Here is an 18,845-nt window from a genome sequence, read left to right on the forward strand (position 1 = left end):
TTAATCATGGCCCCTCCTCAGAGGCTTCTTCTCGGGCGCGTTGCGTTCCCCGCTGGAACGCGGAGAACAGGTCGCGTACCTCGTTGGGAGAGCGTTCGGCCTGTGACTCCGGCTCAGGGGGTGATTCCTTGAGCTGCGGGGCCAGGCTGGCCTGGCGCACTCGCCTGGGCAGCCCCGCGTGGGTGCCCGAGGTCACGACCGCGAGCGCCTTCTTCCGCGTACGGCCGGGCAGCGCGGCCTTGCCGTCACCGCCGACCGGTTCCTGCGCGCTCGGCTCGTTCACGATCGAACGCGGCGCCAGCACGATGGCCGTGGTGCCCCCGAAGGGCGAGCGGCGCAGCAGGACCCTGATCCCGTGCCGCTCGGCCAGCTTGGCCACCACGAACATCCCCAGCCGGTCGCTGTCGGCCAGGTCGAACTCAGGGGGCGCGGCCAGCAGCGTGTTCAGCCGCGCGTAGTCGGTGGCCGACAGCCCCAGCCCCTTGTCCTCGACCTCGATCGCGTAGCCGTTGCTCACGAGGTCGCCGCGCACCAGTACGTGGGTGTCCGGCGGCGAGTAGATGGTGGCGTTCTCGACCAGTTCGGCGACCAGGTGGGTGAGGTCGGCCGCGGCCGTGCCGTCGATCGCGCTGACCGGCATCGACTCCACAGTGACCCTGGTGTAGTCCTCGACCTCGGAGACCGCGGCCCGGACGATGTCGATCACGGGCACCGGCTTGCGCCAGGAGCGTCCTGGGGCGGCGCCGGAAAGGACGATCAGGCTCTCGGCGTGCCGCCGCATGCGGGTGGTCAGGTGGTCCAGGCGGAAGAGCTCCTCCAGCCTGTCGGGGTCGTGCGTGCGGCGCTGCATGCCGTCCAGCAGCGCGAGCTGGCGGTGCAGCAGGCCCTGCTTGCGCCGGGCGAGGTTGAGGAAGACCTGGCCGACCCCGCGGCGCAGCGCGGTCTGGCCCACCGTGGCCCGCACGGCGGTGCGCTGCACGGAACCGAAGGCCCTGGCCACGTCGATGATCTCAGCGGAACCGCTCACCCTGATCGCCCTGGCCTCCTTCCGCACGTCGACGTCCTCGCCCTTGCGCAGCCGCGCCACGAGGTCGGGCAGGCGCTCCTGCGACAGCTCGACCGCGGCGGTACGCAGCCCGGCCAGCTCCGCGGCCAGGCGACGACCGAAGCGTACTGAGATGATGATCGACGCGAGCACGGCGATCAAACCGAGGCCGCCCGCGACGGCGATCTCGACCACGGTGGCGGCGGCGGCCTCGGCCGCGCGGGCCGCCAGGGTGGCGGAGGAGTTCGCGCCGAGCTCGTCGAGGCGGGTGGTCAGCCTGTCGACGGTCTCGCGCCATGCGGCGGCGTCGGGGGGCGGCGCGCCGGACTTGACGACGCGGGCTTCCATGGTGGCGAAGGTGAGGAACGGCTCGGTGGCGAACACCTGCTCGTACGGCCTGCGCAACGCCACTTCGAGCCCGGCCAGGCCGCGCGAGTGCAGGAACTTCCTGGAGGCCGCGTACTCGGTGAAGGCGGTCGCCTCCGGGGCGGTGAACCGCCCGTCTGCCAGGCCGCCGACGACGAGGGCGTGCTCTCTGGCGATGTGCTCCCTGGCCATGCCGATGGCCTGCAACGCCGACGCCTGCTGGAAGATCGACAGGTCGGCGACGGGCACCAGGTGGTCGTAGACCGTGAAGAGCGAGTCGATGACGCTGTTGTACTCGTTGAGGCCGGCCAGGCGGGAGGTCAGGCCGTTGTCGATGTTCGTCCTGATCGTGCCGAGGCGGTCAAGAGCGGTGTCGAGGACGTCGAGCGGCACCCGCAGCTCGCCGTCGACGGCTCCGCCCGCGTCGGCGACGGACTGCCTGAACTCGGCGACGGATCGGTCGGTACGCGCGCGCTGGCCGCCGAGTGCTCCGGACAGATCACGCTCGGTGAGCGATTCGGCGGAGCGGACGCGTTCGGCCTGAAGCTGTAATCCCAGGTCGGTGGAGGTGATGCCGAGAGTCCGGTAAAGGGCGTCCGCGCGAAGTAGTGACTGGGCGTCGCCCATGGTGAGGTTGAGGACGAAACCCCAGAGCGCGCTCAGAGACAGGAGGGGTAGCAGTAACAATAGGAAGATCTTGAACCGAATTGACCGGTTTTGCGAGCCCATGTCCCAACCTCGAGTCGGGGGCATTTCCACACCTTGTGTAAATACACCTCCGGAAGATCGCACAGGAGACTAGCACCGTTTATGGTTCCGGCGCAGTGGGAGGAAGGCGTTCATTACCGTGATTATTGGGGCATGGTCTGGCGATCGCGTCGGGCGGAGGCGAGGAGGCCGCACAGCCACGCGAGCGCGACCAGCGAGATCACGAGGAGTCCCGCCCAGTTCAGCAGCGTGTACACGTGCACCTGCCAGGCCGACACGTGCGGCACCCGGCCGATGCGCAGCAGCTCGAACTGCCAGGGCTGCCCGGTCAGCACCAGCGTGATGGCGATGGCGATGGCGCTCATCGAGTCCCACAGCGCGTGCAGCACCGAGACGCCCAGGTACGTCAGCAAGACCGGAGCGGTGAGCCTCCCGCGCGCGGCGAACAGCGCGCCACCGGCGATCGCGGTCCACAGGCCGTGCCCGACCGGCGTCAGGATGCCGCGCAGCACCTCGGTCTCCACGACCTGGCCCAGCGACAGCCCGTCGGCGGTGAACAGCGCGTTGAAGGCGTAGCCCGCGCTCTCGAAGGCGGCGAAGCCGAAGCCGACGGTCGCGCCGAGCACCACGCCGTCCCTGGTCGAGCGCCTGGCCAGCCGCCTGGTGACGAACATCAGGGCGGCCAGCTTGACGCCCTCCTCGATCAGGCCGACGAGCAGGTACATCAGGATCGAGGGCCGGATCAGCCAGCTCTCCAGCAGCGAGGCGCCGAGCACGCCCAGCACGCCGCCCACCACGAACGCCTGGAACAGCACCTCGACCGTCACGTCCGGCGAGCGGTCCCGCCCGTACGCCCAGACCACGAACGTGACCGGCACCAGGAAGCTGCCGAACAGCACCACCGTCGGCACGAGATTGGAGTTCCCGGTCCATCCGGTGACGGCGACCGTGGCCAGCCAGAGCACCAGCCCGGTCAGGAAGATCCGCAGCCACAGCGACTTGGCCGGCGTCTTCACGGGCGTCCGCATCGGCGGCTTCATCGCGACAGCTCCTCCACTGCTCGCACGGCGGCGGCGACGGCGGCCTCCCCGCGGGCCACGGGCTCCGACGCGGACCCGGCGCACGAGCCCGCGTCGGAGCCGGCGATCGCGATCCGCCCGAACGGCCCGCGCGCGGCCTCGGCGGGGAACGGCCCGTCGGGGTAGAACGGGTGCCACGGCCGGCAGTACTCCGGCGCGAGCGCGTGGCCCCACCGGTGGACGGTGATGGCCGCGATGTCCCCGCCCGGGTCGAAGCCGACGGGGCCGAGCAGCCGGGCGAGCTGGTCGCGGACCGACCGCTCCAGCGACTCGTACGGGGTGCGGAACAACTCCCGACGGCCCGCCGCAGAGCCCTCGCCCGGCCCCAGCTCGGACCGGCACGGCGTGGCCAGCAGCCGCACCCCGCCGGGCGGCGCGAACTCGCACCAGCTCCAGTACGCGCCCGTCCACCGCACCCGGCGCACGCCCAGCCGCCGCCAGGCGCCCGCGTCCCGCAACCGCACGGTCGCCGACACCAGCGGCACCCGTACGGCCTCGCGCAGCGCCCGCCGTCGCGCCTCGGGCAGTGCGGGCACGAGGTACGGGACGACCGCGTTCCAACAGGCGAGGATCACCGCCCCGGCCTCGACGGTACGCACCCGGTGGCCGTCGAAGTAGCCGACGCTCGCCGAGCCGGCCCCGTCGCGTACCGACACCACGGGGCTGGAGGGTCGCAGGCGTGCGCGTTCGTCCGGCGCGGGAGCCGGGGGCACCGGAACGGGGCCGTGCCACTCCCGCCGAACGGTGGGGGAGTTGTACCGCGACGGCTCGTCCCGGCCGAGCCCCAGCCCGCCGAACCCCGGATACCCGGTGCCCCAGGCGTCGATCGCGCCGAACGCCCGGGTGTCGTAGCCCCACTCGGGACACGACATGGTCCGGCAGAACCGCTCGGCGTCCGGATGCGCCCCGCACACCTCACGCAGGAACTCCGAGTACGTCAGCCCCGCCAGCCGCTCCTGCCTGCCCTCGGCCGAGAGCCCTGGAAACCAGTCGGGCGCGTCGCCGTACAGCGTCAGCAGGTCCCGCCGCGCCTGGGCGGCGATCGGCAGCCGGTCGATCCAGCCGGGGGAGGAGAGCCCGACCAGCGTGTCCGTGCCGAAGCTCTCCGCGTCGCACATCACGGCGTCAGGAGCCGTCCCGCGCCGCAGTGGTCCCGCGCCCCGCCCCGCGCTCCGCCGCTCGCCGTGACTGTCGTGCTCGCCGTACTCCTCGCTGGGCTCGCCGTCGCGGTTGTCGAGGACGAGCACGCTCGCCAGGGGACGGCGGCGCAGCCACTCGGCCGCCGCGCTCAGCCCGCCGCGCCCCCCGCCGACCACCACCAGGTCGAAACGCTCCCCGGTCGGCACGGGAGGGCCGGCGTGCTCCCAGAAACGCCCGTCCCGCAGCGCGTGCGGCACGCTGAGCGCCTCTCCGGTGTCCCCGCGGACGGTGAAGGGCGCGGCGCGATCCTGCGCCTCCTGGACGGCCTCGCGGGCCGGTTCCGCGGCGGCCCTCCCCGGCGCGAGCACGCATCCCACGGCGATGCCGTCGAAGAGGTCTCTGCGGGAAATGGGCAGATCCATCCCGAGATCGCGCGCGGTCAAGCTCATGGCGCGATCATCATCAGCCCGGAGAAAAGCCGCACAGCGCCGCGCAGTGCCCGGTGAACATTTTGCGGGCCCTAGGGCGGCTGATGCCGGTTTGGGGCACATATCGCGAGGTGGGACGGCAGCGGTCGGTTCAATACGGGTGAAGCGGAAATCCCTCGCGAAATCTCTTAATCCCTTGAATAGCGACGTTGCGCGGCCCCCGGCATTCCGTTTCCTCTAGCGTTTGAACAATGCCGCTGAAGTCAAATGGAGAACCCATGCGTAAGGCCGTTTCCGGCATATTTCTCAGCACCCTGGTCATCGCCGGATGCTCATCAGCGGAGGAGAGCCCGGCGCCCGCCGCGGCCTCGACACCCGCGACGCCGTCGGGGGCCGACACCACCCGCCTGCGTGCCGCCCTGCTGCCGGTGCCCAAGGGCATGACCGTCGCGTACGGGCCGGAGCTGGGCGCGTTCGGCACGCTCAAGTCCACCCAGCAGGGCCTGGCCGCGGTCCGCCAGGCCAAGCTGCAACATCCCGAGTGCGCGGGCGCCGCCCAGCTCGACGCCGCCAAGCCGGAGGTCGCCAAGTCGCCCGCCGCGGTGATCGCCTTCTCCGCGGCCCGCGGCTCGATCACGCAGGCGGTCGTGTCGCTGCCCGCGGCGGCCTTCCCCGCGCCGCTGCCGAAGCAGTGCGCCGCGTACACGGCCGACGTCGGCGGGACGAAGGTCACGTACAAGACGCGCACGCTGGAGATGCCCACCAAGGGCGACCAGTCGAGCGCCTACCTCACCACGGCGGCGGGTGACAAGAAGAACGCGCAGATCGGCTCGGTCATGATCAGGCGGGGGACGCTGGTCATGAGCATGCTCGTGGTCGGCGAGCGGGTCAAGCCGCAGGGCCTCTACCAGCTCGCCGCCCTCGCCGACCAGAACCTGGCCCGGGTGAGCGGATAGACCCGCCCGATCCCGCGAGCCGGGCGCGTCGCCGTCTCGTACGAGGTGGCGCCACGGCTCCGGGCGCCCTCGTCAGATGAGCACGTGGTCGTCGGGGCGGCCGACGAAGGCGAACTGGGCGTTCCTGGTCAGCTTGATGTGGTCGGCCTGCCAGGTGTGCATCGAGGTGTCGGCGCTGCGCCAGTAGACGAAGTTGAACCGGTCGGCCGAGTAGATCTTGACGCGGTCCTCCTTCAGCCGCCGTACGAGATGGGTGTCCTCACCTCGTGTGATGTCGGCGAAGGGGTACGAGTGGAACAGGTCCGCCTTGCCGAGGAACGTGCCGCCCTGCACCAGCCACGAGTACCGGTGCTCCAGGCCGGGCAGCCGGAGCATCGTGGTGTTGCCGCCCTCGAAGTACGCGTAGTGGGCGCCCTTGCCGGTCAGCTCGGCGTCGGTGTAGTCGAACGCCCGCGCCAAGTCCGACAGGTAGTGCTCGCCGTAGAGGTTGTCGTCGTCCATCTTGGCGATCAGCTCGCCCTCGGCGGCGGCGATGCCCATGTTCATGCACGCCCCCAGCGTCATCGAGGCGTCGGCGGGCAGCACCACGACGTCGATGAGGCCCGCCATCCGCGCCTTGTCGGCCACCACGACCGGATCGATGTCGAGGCCGTGCAGCACCATGACGAGCTGCAGCGGCCGGTGGAGCTGCTTGGCCACCGAGGAGATGGCGTGCTCGATCTGTGAGGCGCGGTTGGTCGGCAGCACGACCGAGATCGAGCGCGACCGTGCCGGCACGCGGTGCCCGAGGTTCTGCAGGATCTGGTCGACCCGGTGCGAGAACAGGTGCTTGTCGAACACCTCCCGCATCGCCAGGTGTCCCATCCGCGCCCGCAGCTCGGGGCTGTTGATCAGGTGCAGCACCTGGTTGTACGACTCGATCGGCTCCCGCGCGATGGGCACGAGGTCGCCGAAGGTCTCCTCGACGGCCCGCGACCACCCCGACACCACGGGGGTCGCGCACGCCGACAGCTCGAAGACCCGCCGCGCGCACATGGTCGGCGAGTCCAGCACGGAGTTGACGTTGAGGAAGACCTTGTACATCCGGTACGCGGCCAGCATCTGGTCGTAGGGCAGCTCGCCGACGATGTGCGGGCGGTACTTCTCCGGCCAGGCGTACTTCTCGTCCACCTCGCCGTTGCGCGCGAAGATGTGCAGGCCCAGCTCCCTGACCGGGTCGATCACGGTCTCCATCTGCTCGCGGCGCTCGGGGTGCTTGTCGCGGAAGTACATCCCGGCGAAGACCACGTCGTGCAGGCGGCCCTTGTTCTGCTGGATCGGGTTGTGCACGCGGGGCTGGGCGGCGAACTGCAGCACGTCCACCCGGTCGTGTCCCAGAATTTCCCGATATTTCGTCAGCATGTCACCGTCGCAGGTGAACACGTAGTCGAACAGCTTGGCCGTGTCGATGAAGAAGTCGAAGTTCGGCGGGTCCTCCTTGTTCCAGAAGACCGTGGGGATGCCCTCCTGCCTGCACCAGGCCACCAGGTCGCGCAGCGGCTCCTTGGGGGCGTTGGTGCCGGTCATCTGGTAGCGCCAGCGGCCCTGGTTCCCGTGCCAGGCCGACTCGCAGAACAGCAGGTCGGGCCGCTTGTCCGCGAAGATCTCCGGCCAGTCCTTGAGCCCGAACTCGATCTGGTCCCACTCGTAGCGGAAGGCCATCCTGGAGAAGTCGTCGAGGATCACCGCGACCTTCAGCTCCGGCCGGTTCACCGGGCCGCCCGGCCACTTGACCGCCGGCACCTCCACCAGCGGCGGCCGGTGGTTCGCCGTCTCGATCGCCTCGGTGACGGGGGCGGGCGGCTTGGGCGCCTTCTCCCTCGACCTGACCGCCTCGACGATCTTCCCCGGGCTCTTCGCGCCCAGTGCCTCGCCCAGCTTGAACGTGCGCTTGGCCTGGGTGGCCTCCAGCTTCCACGTCGCGTACGCGGCCTTGGCCTCGGCTATCTCCAGCCGCCGGCGCAGCTCCCTGACCTCCGTCTCGAAGCGCTCGACGAGCTTGCGCTCCTCTGGCAGCCAGTTGACGGGGCCGAGCCGCTGGTAGGTGGGCTCGTCGGGGGTTTCGGCCATGGTGGTACGCCTATCGCTCAGCGGAGGTCTGTCATAGTACGGCGGTTTCTGCCGCTAATCCTGGCGTTTGCCCTGAGAGGCGGGAGCGAGGTTGTCCCCCTTGAGCCAGGCGGCGATCACCGTGGCGATGCGCGGCCCCGACTTCCCGTCCCACAGCACCGGCGGCTCGCCGGCCGGCGTGGCGGCGCCGTCGGCCAGCGCTTTCTCCGCCGCCGCCGGCAGCAGGGCGGGCGTGACCAGGCGGTTCGTGCCATGGGTGATCGTGATCGGCCGCTCGGTGTTGGGCCTGACGGTCAGGCAGGGGACCTCCAGCATGGTCGTCTCCTCCTGGACGCCGCCGGAGTCGGTGACGACCAGCGCGGCCCCGCGTACGAGTGAGAGGAAGTCCACATAGCCCAGCGGGTCGATCACCCGGACCGAGTCGCCGTCCACCAGGCCGGCCTCGGCCAGGCGAGCCTTGCCGCGCGGGTGGACCGGCACCACGAGCGGGATCTGCCGGGAGACCGCCAGCACCGCGTCCACCAGCTCTTTCGCGGCCTCGGGGGTGTCCACGTTCGCCGGGCGGTGCAGGGTGCCCACCGCGTAACGCTCGGGCAGGCCGAACCGGGCCACCACCGGCGCCGGGTCCAGCTTCGGCAGCGCGGAGAACAGGCTGTCGATCATGGGGTTGCCCACCAGGTGCACCTTGGACGGGTGCACGCCCTCGCTCGCCAGGAACGCCAGCGCCTCCGGAGAGGTGGCGAAGAGCAGGTCGGCGAGCGCGTCGGTGACGACCCGGTTGACCTCCTCCGGCATGCCCCGGTCGAACGAGCGCAGCCCGGCCTCCACGTGCGCCGTCGGAACGCCCAGCTTGGCGCAGACCAGGATCGCGGCCAGCGTGGAGTTGACGTCGCCGTAGACCACCACCAGGTCGGGGTCCTGCTCCTGGACGACCTCCTCCAGGCCGACCAGCAGCGCCGCCGTCTGCTTGGCGTGGCTGCCGGAGCCGACACCGAGGTTCGCCACCGGCTCGGGCAGGCCGAGGTCGGCGAAGAAGACGTCCGACATCAGCGCGTCGTAGTGCTGACCTGTGTGGACGATGCCCTGCCGCACGCCGAGCCCGCCGAGTGCCCGCACCACCGGGGCCGCTTTCACGAAATTGGGACGAGCACCCAATACGTGCAGGACCAGGGGGTTCTCCCTCATTGACCTCGCCTTTCATAGCGGAAGGGAAAAACGCTGCCTATGGTACGGTCCCACCGTGGCATCCGACGCCAGTCGTCAAGACTCCCCCAAGGTTTCCGCGAAGTCCGCCCGTGCCGGCGTCGGTGGACTTCTCAAGGGCTTCGTCCAGCATCCGATCATCGTTTCCCGGGTGGTCATGACGAAGGTCAAGTCCGACCCGGTCCGCGTGGCCCAGGCCGCCGCCGAGTCGCTGCCGCCCAGGCTCCGTCCGATCGTGGGCGGCGTCGCCTGGCCGGCCGCCCGCAGGGCGCGGCGCATCGTGCGCAAGTTCGGCATGCGCGTGGTCAAGGGGCCGTGGAACGAGGCCAAGGAACACTGGAACGCCGGCCGGATCAGCGAGGCCGCCGCACTGCTCGAGGCCCACACCAAATACCCGTTCGTCAAGCGCAGGGCCGCCTACTACCGGGGCGAGCTGGCCGCGATCAGCCCCGGCCCGATCCCGCCCGGGCCCAAGGTGACCCTCCTCGACCGGGTCGACAACCGGGTGCTGCACGTGGTCACGAACGCGCTGCCGTACACGCAGGCCGGCTACACCGTCCGCACCCACCGCATCGTCACCGCCCAGAAGGTCGCCGGGATCGACCCGCACGTGGTCACGAGCTGGGGCTGGCCGATGCTGCAGGGGCACGCCGACGCGGAGCCGTACGAGGAGCTCGACGGCATCCCCTACCACCGGCTGCTGCCCGACGGGCACGGCGAGATGCCGTTCGAGACGCAGGGGCGCATCACCAGGGCCGCCGACCGGGTCACCAAGCTCGTGACCGAGCTGTGCCCGCAGCTCCTGCACGCCGCCACCGACCACCGCAACGGCTCGATCGCCCACGCCGTGCGCGACAGGACGGGCACGCCGTTCGTCTACGAGGTGCGCGGCTTCCTGGAGGAGACCTGGGCCTCGCGCGACCCCGTCCGGGTCGGCAGCGAGCGGCACGTACTCCAGCGCGAGCGCGAGGCGTTTCTGATGCGCGAGGCCGACGCGGTCGTCACGCTGGCCGAGACGATGGCCACCGAGATCGTCGAGCGCGGCGTGCCCAGGGAGAAGATCCACCTGGCCCCCAACGCCGTGGACGACTCGCTGCTGACGGTCCAGTACGACGGCGCCTCGTTCCGACGCCAGTACGGCATCACCGACGGCGAGATCGTGGTCGGCTCGGTGTCGAGCATCGTGGCCTACGAGGGCTTCGCCACCCTGCTGCGGGCCGCCGCGCTGCTGCGTGACGCCCGCACCCCCGTACGCGTGCTCATCGTGGGCGACGGCACCGAGCGCGACAACCTCTTGGAGCTGGTCGAGGAGCTGGGCCTGAAGGACGCCGTGCTGCCCGGCCGGGTCGGCCCCGACGAGGCGCTGCAGGCGCAGGACGCCATCGACATCTTCGCCTGCCCGCGCGAGGACTTGCGGGTATGCCGACTTGTTACCCCATTGAAACCCGTCGAGGCGATGGCGCTCGGCAAGCCCGTCGTGCTGAGCGATCTACCTGCGCTGTCCGAGCTGGTGGGCTCCGACGGCGCCGGGCTGCTGGTGCCGCCGGGCGATCCGGAGGCGCTGGCCAAGGCGATCGCCGGGCTCAGCGAAGACCCGGCCAGGCGTGCGGTGATGGGCGAGGCGGGACGGGCGGAAGTGTCCGCCAAGCGCACGTGGAGCCGCGTTGCCGAGACTTATCGGGCTCTATACCGGTCTCTCGGGAAATGATGACCATGATGAAGGGTGTCTCTTGTGACGGGTTCGCTCGCATTAGGCGTGAGCCAGGTGGACTTGAGATAACCTTTGCGACCATGAAGTGTTGTTTCCGGCTTTCAAAGGCACGGCCGTGACAGAGATCGACCTGGCTGTCATCGGGCTGGGCTACGTCGGCATGCCGCTCGCCAAAGAGGCGGTCGGTGCCGGCCTGCGCGTCGTCGGCCTCGACGTCGACCCCGAGAAGGTGGCCGCGCTCAACGCCGGGCAGTCCTACATCGACGACCTGACCGACGCCGACCTCGAGAGCATGCTGGCCAACGGGTTCAGCGCCACGCTCGACGAGACCGTGCTGGCCAGGAGCAACACGATCGTCATCTGCGTGCCCACGCCGCTGGACGAGGACCACCGGCCCGACCTCTCCGCCGTCGAGGGCGCGACCAAGGCCGTCTCCCGCAACCTCACCGAGGGCACGCTCGTCGTGCTCGAGTCCACCACGTGGCCCGGCACCACCGACGAGGTGGCCCGGCCGATCCTGGAGGTCTCGGGGCTGGTCGCGGGTGAGGGATTCCACCTGGCCTTCTCGCCCGAGCGCATCGACCCGGGCAACGCCAAGTACGGCATGCGCAACACCCCGAAGGTCGTGGGCGGCTACACGCCGACCTGCCGTGACCGGGCGACGGCGTTCTACGGCCAGTTCATCGAGCAGGTGGTGCCGGTCAGCGGCACCCGCGAGGCCGAGATGGCCAAGCTGCTGGAGAACACCTACCGGCACGTCAACATCGCCCTCGTCAACGAGATGGCGATCTTCTGCGACGAGCTGGGGATCGACCTGTGGGAGTCGATCGAGGCGGCCGCCACCAAGCCGTTCGGCTTCCAGAAGTTCCTGCCGGGGCCGGGGGTGGGCGGGCACTGCATCCCGGTCGACCCGTCGTACCTGTCGTACACGGTGCGCAAGCTGGGTTACCCGTTCCGGTTCGTGGAGCTGGCCCAAGAGATCAACGAGCGGATGCCGTCGTACGTGGTGGCTCGCGTGCAGCGCCTGCTCAACAGGCACAAGAAGGCTGTGAACGGCGCCAGGGTGGTTCTGCTCGGCGTCACCTACAAGCCGGACATCGCTGACGAACGGGAGACTCCGGCCCTTCCGGTGGCGCGTGCGCTGCTGGAGCTGGGGGCCGAGCTGTCCTTCGCGGACCCGTACGTCAAGGAGTGGTCGGTCGACGGCACCCCGGTGCCGCGTGAGGAGGATCTTGCCGAGGCCGTGATCAACGCGGACGTGACGTTGCTGCTGCAGCAGCACTCCGCGTTCGACCTCGGGATGATCGAGTCGAAGGCCAGGCTCGTGCTGGACACCCGCGGCGTCCTCGCCGAGGGTGAACGCGTCAAGCGGCTGTAGCGACGGAGGGCTGCGCGCAGTGCACGTGCTCGTCATGACGGTGGTGCATAACCCCGAGGACGCGAGGATTCTGCATAGGCAGATCCGGGCCCTTGTGGACGCTGGTCATGAGGTCACGTATGCCGCGTCGTTCAGCGCGCACGGCGTCGTCCCCAGACCGTGGGTCACCGGGGTGGATCTGCCGCGCGCCGCGCAGCGCAAGCGGGTGGCGGCCGTGCTGGCCGCCCGCCGGTTGTTCAGGCGCATGCGCGACAAGGTCGACCTCGTCCTCATCCACGACCCCGAGTTGCTGTTCGCCGTGTGGGGCGTCCGCAACCGGCCGCCGGTCGTGTGGGACGTGCACGAGGACACCCCCGCCACGCTCTCGCTCAAGCCCTGGCTGCCGTCGCTGCTGCGACCGCCCGTGCGGTTCCTGGCCCGGATGCTGGAGGGCACCGCCGAGCGGCACCTGCACCTGCTGCTGGCCGAGACGGCGTACGCGGGACGGTTCAAGCACGCCCACCTGATCGTGCCGAACGAGACCTGGGTGCCCGACTCCGTGACGCCGCCGGGCGACGACCGGGTGGTCTACCTCGGGTGGCTGTCCAGGGCGCGGGGCGTGTTCGAGGCGGTCGAGGTGGCCAAGCTGCTGCAGCCGTACCGGGTGGCGGTGGAGCTGATCGGGTACGCCGACCCGCAGAGCCGTCCGATGCTCAACCAGGCCGTCACCGAGGGTCTGCTGGAGTGGCGCGACTTCATGCCCAACGACGAGGCGCTCAAGCGGCTCGACGGGGCGCTGGCGGGCCTGTCACTGCTGCACGACGAGCCGAACTACCGGCACTCGATGCCGACGAAGATCGTGGAGTACATGGCGCACGGCATCCCCGTCATCACGACGCCGTCGCCGCGCGCGGTCGAGTTGGTCGAGCGCTACGACAGCGGCGTGGTGGTGCCCTGGGAGGATCCCAAGGCGGTCGCGCAGGCCGTGCTGACCCTGCGGGACGACATACGCGAGCGGCGGGCGCAGGGCGCACGTGGGTACGCGGCGGCCCGCGCGAACCACCACTGGCCGAACTCCGCCAGGAGGTTCGTCACACAACTGGAGTCTTGGGCCGGGGTCAAGCCGTAACCACGAGGGCGGGAAAGGTTTCCTGAACGTGCGCTGGCTCTTCGTGGTCGTGGGCGCTGCCATCCTGGCCGCCGTCGCGGCCGTGATCATCGTGCTGCCCTCCGGCGAGCCCGATCCCACGGCGGCCAAGTCGGCGACGCCCAAGCCGTCGAGCACCGAGCCGACGCCGAAGGTGAGCGAGTTCTCCGACCCTTGTGGAACGTTCGACACCGGGGAGATCGCCCCGTACGCCGTCTCCGGCTACTGGATCACTCCCAAGTCGAACCCCTGCACCTGGCGCAAGCAACTGCAGGAGATCCACCGCGTCGGCGGCGACACGATCATCAGGATCGGCTACGGCCTGCAGTTTCGCACCGTCTCCGACTCCGGCGAGGTGCTGGCCAAGGACGGCACGGTCGACTCGCTCTACAAGGCGTGCGAGGAAGACGGCCTGACCTGCTACGAGGCCGCTGAGCGGGACTTACAGGCGGCCAACCCGGGCAACCGGATCGGCCGCACGTACGTCTACCGGACCGACGAGTCGTTCGGGCCCGACCTGCTCCGGTGCCCGCAGATGGAGCACCCGATCGAGGTCGGCGAGCGGATCTACTTCCGGCTCATCACCCAGGCCGACGGCTCCGACGACGCCACCTGTGACTTCAGCGGCAAGGCCGCGTCGTACGACATGATCCTGGTGGCCGGTTCGAGCAACGACAGCCTGCGAGAGTTGCTCGGCCTTGCCGACCAGTTCGGCATGCGCGTCTTCCCGGCGCTGCCGCTCGCCCCGCGCGACTCGAAGACGCCGATCAGGGCCGAGACGCGCCACCTCGGCACGCTCACCACCCTGACCCGGCGCATCCTTCAGGACTACGGTGTGCGGTTCGCCGGGCGTGACTCGCTCGGCGGCGTGTACCAGCCGTTCGAGGTCCAGATGTCGGACACCCTGGCCACGAACCCGACCCTGGCGGTCTACGCCGACCAGCACACGATCGTCGAGCAGGAGCTGGGCAAGCCGATCCTGATCAGCCCCTACCTGGACGCGCGCAAGAGAGTGGCCTTCGGGCAGACGCCCGCGCAGGTGGCCGAAGGCTTCAAGGCGCTGGTGAAGACCGGGGTGGGCATCATCGCGCCGCAGGACAGCCGGGGGACGGGCAAGGTCGGGCTGTTCTGGCCCGACGAGCGTGACAGCGAGGTGGACGAGCGGCTGCGGCCGGTGGTGGGCGAGTCGACGTACGACACGGCGTACCACGGGTCGACGCGCGACTACTACCGCGAGATGGCCGCGGCCCGGCAGGAGATGATCGACTCCGGTTACCGCGTGGAGCTCTGGGCGAACGTGGAGGCGTTCGAGCCGTCGGGCGAACGGCCGTGCGCGCCGCAGGGGACGCGCGGCAAGACGGACAAGGAACGGTTGGACCAGGCGATCACGATGGCCGGCCGGTACGTCCAGAAGATCGTCTCCTACATGTGGAGCGACTTCATGACCTGTGGCGATCCGTCGCTGGAGAAGGAGATTCTCGCGGACTGGCGGCGTCCGATCGCGGTGGACGCGATCCGGCGCCCGCGCGACATCCAGGACGGCCTGGAAGTACGCGGCTACAACCTCAAGGGCGCCACCATCGCCGTCGAATGGTCGGGAGGCGCCAAGGAGATGGCGGTTGCAGCCGTGGGCTGGCTGGACGAGGACCCGATCGACGAGGAGTTGCCGGACGGGATGGCCACGGCGTGGGTGCCGTTCGACTGGTCGCAGGTGCCGGCGGGGGAGTGGGTGAAGATCGGCGTCAAGGTGCCCTCGGGGCAGACGGCGACGGAGCCCTTGCACGTACGCATCCTCACGTAGCCGCGGCATACGTGTACATGGGCGTATACCGGCGTTGACGTACGGTTCGCTGCTGACGTACGACTGCGTGTAACGTGCCTGCCATGGTCCCGAGCATCCCGGTCAGTGTCGACCTGGTCGTGCTCACTGTGCGTAACCAGGCGTTGAGCGCTCTTGTATGGCGTCGCGACAATCCGCCGTTCCTGCGCCGCTGGTCGCTTCCCGGCGGTTTCATCCACCTCGACGAAGACCTGCCGGCCGCCGCCCACCGCATCCTCGCCGAACGGGCCGGCCTGCCCGGCGCTCCGGTGCACCTGGAGCAGCTCCAGACGTACGGCTATCCCGACCGCGACCCCCGCCAGCGCGTGCTGAGCGTCGCCTACCTCGGGCTCGCCCCCGACCTGCCGGCCTCGGAGAAGGCCCACATGAGCTGGCAGTCGATCGGCTCGCTCACCGTCATGGCCTTCGACCACCGGCGTATCATGCTCGACGGCATCGAGCGGGCGCGCGGCAAGCTGGAGTACACCCCGCTCGGGGCGGCCTTCTGTCCGCCGGAGTTCACGGTGGCCGACCTGCGCCGCGTCTACGAGATCGTCTGGGGCCGTTCCCTCGATCCGCGAAACTTCCACCGCAAGGTCACCAAGGCCGAGGGCTTCCTGCTGGAGACGGGCGGCACGACGACGCGAGACGGGGGCCGTCCCGCCAAGCTCTACCGCAGGGGCCCCGCCGAGTTGCTCCACCCCCCGATGCTCCGCAGCCTCAAGGAGTGACCCCGGCCCTGGCACACCGGCGGGCCGGGATCAGCGGTCTCGAAGAGTGACTCCGTTTCATGAATCCGTGACTCTCGTCCGGTTCGCCCCTACTATCTGATCTATCTGAAATGCCCGCGCCCCGCCGGAGCCGAGGACAGGAGACGACGGATGCCAGGAGACCAGCAGACGCGTCTGTCGGCACAGTTGTCGGCACAGTTGTCGGCACAGTGACGTTGCTCGCAGGCCGCTACCACCTGCTGACCCAGCTCGGCCGGGGCGGCATGGGCACGGTCTGGCGGGCGATGGACGAGCTGCTCCAGCAGGAGGTGGCCGTCAAGGAAGTACGGCTCCCGCCCGACCTCGACGAGGCCGAGCGCGCCGAGCTGGCCGGCCGTACGATGCGCGAGGCGCGGGCGGCGGCGGCCTTACGCGCGCACCCGTCCATCGTGACCGTGCACGACGTGGTCCTCGACGACGGCCGCCCATGGATCGTCATGGAGCTGGTCCGCGGCCGTTCGCTCGACAGGGTCATCCGCGACGACGGGCCGCTGCCGCCGCCCAGGGTCGCCGAGATCGGGCTGCGCATGATCGACGCCCTCGCCGCGGCGCACGCGTCGGGCATCCTGCACCGCGACGTCAAGCCCGCCAACGTCATGCTCACCGACGACGGGCGGGTGCTGCTGACCGACTTCGGCATCGCGACCATCGCGGGCGACGCCGCGATCACCCAGACAGGGCTGCTGACCGGTTCCCCCGGCTACATCGCCCCTGAGCGGCTGCGCGGCGAGGACGACGGCCCGCTCGCGGACCTGTGGGCGCTCGGCGCCACGCTGTACGCGGCGGTGGAGGGCAGCCCGCCGTTCGCCCGCCCGAACGAGGCCGCCGTGCTGGCGGCCGTTCTCATGCAGGAGCCCGCACCGTACCGGCTGGCCGGGCCGCTCGCGCCCGTGCTGGCCGCGATCCTGGACAAGGATCCGGCCACCCGCTGCCCGCCCGCGGAGGCGGTCGAGCGGCTGGCGGCGGTCGCGCAGGGCGGTTACGCGACCGGCGCGCCCCTCGGACCGTTCGTGAGCGGCGCCGCGCTCCAGCAGCCCGCGAGCGGTGCGGCGCTCCAGCAAGCGGCGAGCGGTGCGGCGCTCCGGCGGCCCGGGCCCGTGACCGGCGCGCCGCTCGGACCGGCGCACACCGTACCGGGGCGGAAAGGACGCCGCCGCACCAAGGTCATCGCGGGATCCGCCCTCGCGCTCGTGCTGGTCGTGGCGGCCGGGGTCGTGGTCGTCCCCCGCCTGTTCCCGAACGTCGTCCGCCTGATCGGCTACGCGATCGCCCCGCCCAGCGTCTACACCCCGTCGCCGGTGTTCACCGGACTGCCGGTCCAGCCGTCGCCCAAACAGCCGCTCATCGGCGAGTTCGAGGCGTGCGACCTGCTGACCAACACACAGATACGCTCGCTGTTCGGCCACTCGCTGAAACGCCGGTGGCTGTTGGAAGGGAGCTGCACCTGGAGCGGCACGGACTACGTGATGGTGACCCTGACGACGTTCCGGTCGCCGAGCGCGTCGATCACCACCATGTCGCACAAGTTCACCGTCGACTACATGAAGGACGAGCCCAAGCGCAATCCCGGGACCAAGGTGCGCGAGGGTCCCGACGTGGGCGACGACGGCGCCTACAGTCACACCCGTGAGATGGGCAAGGCGCTCTACGGTTTCGCGCTGTACGAGACGAAGGTCGCCTTCCCGATGTCGAACGTCTCCGTGTCGATCGACGTCCGCGCGCGGCGGTCCGGGTACGGCACCGCCGACAAGATCGCCCAGCTCGTCGAGGCGGCACTCGACAAGCGCCGCCAGCCGGCCGGGACCACCGGGACCGGGTGACCGGCGCGCGGCGGGGACCGGGTGATGCTTCGCCGCGCGACGCCTCTTATGGTGATGGCATGCCTCGTTTCCGCCAGATTCTCGACACCATGACCGCCTACTCGCCGGGCAAGGCGGTCGCCGCTCCCGACGGGCGGTCGTACAAGCTGTCCTCCAACGAGTCCCCCTACGACCCGCTCCCCTCCGTGGTCGAGGCCATCGCCGAGGGCGCGCGGCAGATCAACCGCTACCCCGACCCCGGCTCCGTGAGGCTGACCGAGGCCATCGCCGAGCGCTTCGGCGTGCCCGTCGGGCACATCGCGCTCGGCGCCGGGTCGGTCACCGTGGCACAGCAGCTCTTCGAGTCGGTGGGCGAGCCGGGCGCCGAGGTCGTGTACGCGTGGCGGTCGTTCGAGGCGTATCCGCTGCTGGCCGACCTGGCCGGGGTGAAGTCGGTCACGGTGCCGCTGGCGGGCGAGGACCACGACCTGGACGGCATGGCCGAGGCGATCAACGACCGGACCCGCCTGGTGTTCGTGTGCACCCCCAACAACCCCACGGGCACCGCCATCCACCGGGGCGCGCTGGAGGCGTTCCTCGACCGGGTGCCGGAGCACGTGCTGGTGGTGCTGGACGAGGCGTACCACGAATACGTACGCGACGAGGACGTCCCCGACGGCCTCACCCTCTACCGCGACCGCACGAACGTCGCCGTCCTGCGGACCTTCTCCAAGGCGTACGGGCTGGCGGGCCTGCGCGTCGGCTACCTGATCGCGCAGGAGCCGGTGGCCACGACCGTGCGCAAGACGATCGTCCCGTTCGCCGTCAACCACCTCGCCCAGGTCGCCGCCATCGCCTCGCTGCGGGCCGAGGACGAGTTGCTGGAGCGGGTCGAGCGGGTGGTCAAGGAGCGCACCCGGGTGCGCGAGGCGCTGATCGCGCAGGGCTGGACGGTGCCGCCCACCGAGGCGAACTTCGTGTGGCTCCGGATCGGCGAGCGCACCCTCGACTTCGCCGCCGCCTGCGCCACGGAGGGCGTGGCCGTGCGGCCGTTCGCGCCGGAGGGCGTACGTGTGTCGATCGGCTCGCCCGAGGCCAACGACGCCTTCCTCGCCTGCGCCGCCGCCTTCCCCCACTGAGCGAGCGGGGCACACGCATCCCTCCGGCCCGCGCGCCGGAGGGACGCGCGGACGACGGGACTCGCGGGC

Annotated in this window: 13 protein-coding genes; 8 read left to right on the plus strand and 5 right to left on the minus strand. The window is 70.4% G+C overall.

The genetic code is table 11. The features are described 5' to 3' along the window. Positions 1-4 precede the first annotated feature (4 nt). The 3 genes from ABD844_RS28940 to ABD844_RS28950 all read right to left on the minus strand — a co-directional run bounded on the left by ABD844_RS28940 (position 5) and on the right by ABD844_RS28950 (position 4,787). Positions 5-2,098 (minus strand): sensor histidine kinase, encoded by a 2,094-nt coding sequence (locus tag ABD844_RS28940; RefSeq protein ID WP_344884862.1) that lies wholly within the window; start codon positions 2,096-2,098, stop codon positions 5-7. 164 nt (positions 2,099-2,262) lie between these two features. Beyond that, entirely contained in the window at positions 2,263-3,147 is an 885-nt protein-coding gene (locus tag ABD844_RS28945; RefSeq protein ID WP_344884865.1) for a PrsW family intramembrane metalloprotease, read from the minus strand. Positions 3,148-3,155: 8 nt separating this feature from the next. Beyond that, the gene (locus tag ABD844_RS28950) at positions 3,156-4,787 is read right to left on the minus strand and encodes a hypothetical protein (protein WP_344884868.1); all 1,632 of its coding nucleotides are present in this window, start codon (positions 4,785-4,787) and stop codon (positions 3,156-3,158) included. A 257-nt stretch (positions 4,788-5,044) separates the two neighbouring features. On the opposite strand from ABD844_RS28950, the gene ABD844_RS28955 reads away from it, so the two are divergent. Further along, a complete protein-coding gene (locus ABD844_RS28955; RefSeq protein WP_344884871.1) occupies positions 5,045-5,722 on the plus strand; it encodes a hypothetical protein in 678 nt (225 codons plus the stop codon). A gap of 72 nt (positions 5,723-5,794) precedes the next feature. On the opposite strand, the gene ABD844_RS28960 is transcribed toward ABD844_RS28955, so the two are convergent. Further along, positions 5,795-7,831, minus strand: coding sequence for a glycosyltransferase family protein (locus ABD844_RS28960; protein ID WP_344884875.1), 2,037 nt, complete (start codon positions 7,829-7,831; stop codon positions 5,795-5,797). A 54-nt stretch (positions 7,832-7,885) separates the two neighbouring features. Beyond that, the gene (wecB, locus tag ABD844_RS28965) at positions 7,886-9,016 is read right to left on the minus strand and encodes a non-hydrolyzing UDP-N-acetylglucosamine 2-epimerase (protein ID WP_344884878.1); all 1,131 of its coding nucleotides are present in this window, start codon (positions 9,014-9,016) and stop codon (positions 7,886-7,888) included. Positions 9,017-9,071: 55 nt separating this feature from the next. Between wecB and ABD844_RS28970 the strand changes: the two genes are divergently transcribed. The 7 genes from ABD844_RS28970 to hisC all read left to right on the plus strand — a co-directional run bounded on the left by ABD844_RS28970 (position 9,072) and on the right by hisC (position 18,776). Continuing rightward, complete coding sequence (locus ABD844_RS28970; RefSeq protein ID WP_344884881.1) at positions 9,072-10,742, plus strand: glycosyltransferase family 4 protein; 1,671 nt, start codon at positions 9,072-9,074, stop codon at positions 10,740-10,742. Positions 10,743-10,860: 118 nt separating this feature from the next. Next, positions 10,861-12,123 carry a nucleotide sugar dehydrogenase gene (locus ABD844_RS28975; protein WP_344884883.1) on the plus strand — a complete coding sequence of 421 codons (1,263 nt, stop codon included), beginning with the start codon at positions 10,861-10,863 and terminating at the stop codon, positions 12,121-12,123. 19 nt (positions 12,124-12,142) lie between these two features. Continuing rightward, positions 12,143-13,231, plus strand: coding sequence for a glycosyltransferase (locus tag ABD844_RS28980; RefSeq protein WP_344884886.1), 1,089 nt, complete (start codon positions 12,143-12,145; stop codon positions 13,229-13,231). A gap of 28 nt (positions 13,232-13,259) precedes the next feature. Further along, entirely contained in the window at positions 13,260-15,050 is a 1,791-nt protein-coding gene (locus ABD844_RS28985) for a DUF4434 domain-containing protein (RefSeq protein ID WP_344884889.1), read from the plus strand. An 83-nt stretch (positions 15,051-15,133) separates the two neighbouring features. Further along, positions 15,134-15,799 (plus strand): NUDIX hydrolase, encoded by a 666-nt coding sequence (locus ABD844_RS28990; protein WP_344884893.1) that lies wholly within the window; start codon positions 15,134-15,136, stop codon positions 15,797-15,799. 209 nt (positions 15,800-16,008) lie between these two features. Further along, positions 16,009-17,658: a serine/threonine-protein kinase gene (locus ABD844_RS28995; protein ID WP_344884896.1), complete on the plus strand. Its 1,650-nt coding sequence runs from the start codon at positions 16,009-16,011 to the stop codon at positions 17,656-17,658. Positions 17,659-17,717: 59 nt separating this feature from the next. Then, complete coding sequence (gene hisC / locus ABD844_RS29000) at positions 17,718-18,776, plus strand: histidinol-phosphate transaminase (protein ID WP_344884899.1); 1,059 nt, start codon at positions 17,718-17,720, stop codon at positions 18,774-18,776. Positions 18,777-18,845: the final 69 nt, after the last annotated feature.

Source organism: Nonomuraea antimicrobica (genome assembly GCF_039536965.1).
In the GTDB taxonomy this organism is placed as follows: domain Bacteria; phylum Actinomycetota; class Actinomycetes; order Streptosporangiales; family Streptosporangiaceae; genus Nonomuraea; species Nonomuraea antimicrobica.

What these genes read in the sequence shown, in the direction of transcription:
- ABD844_RS28990 (WP_344884893.1), top strand. Translation starts at nt 15,134, where the DNA reads ATGGTCCCGAGCATCCCGGTCAGTGTCGACCTGGTCGTGCTCACTGTG.
- hisC (WP_344884899.1), top strand. Translation starts at nt 17,718, where the DNA reads ATGCCTCGTTTCCGCCAGATTCTCGACACCATGACCGCCTACTCGCCG.
- wecB (WP_344884878.1), bottom strand. Translation starts at nt 9,016, where the DNA reads ATGAGGGAGAACCCCCTGGTCCTGCACGTATTGGGTGCTCGTCCCAAT.
- ABD844_RS28950 (WP_344884868.1), bottom strand. Translation starts at nt 4,787, where the DNA reads ATGAGCTTGACCGCGCGCGATCTCGGGATGGATCTGCCCATTTCCCGC.
- ABD844_RS28945 (WP_344884865.1), bottom strand. Translation starts at nt 3,147, where the DNA reads ATGCGGACGCCCGTGAAGACGCCGGCCAAGTCGCTGTGGCTGCGGATC.
- ABD844_RS28960 (WP_344884875.1), bottom strand. Translation starts at nt 7,831, where the DNA reads ATGGCCGAAACCCCCGACGAGCCCACCTACCAGCGGCTCGGCCCCGTC.
- ABD844_RS28955 (WP_344884871.1), top strand. Translation starts at nt 5,045, where the DNA reads ATGCGTAAGGCCGTTTCCGGCATATTTCTCAGCACCCTGGTCATCGCC.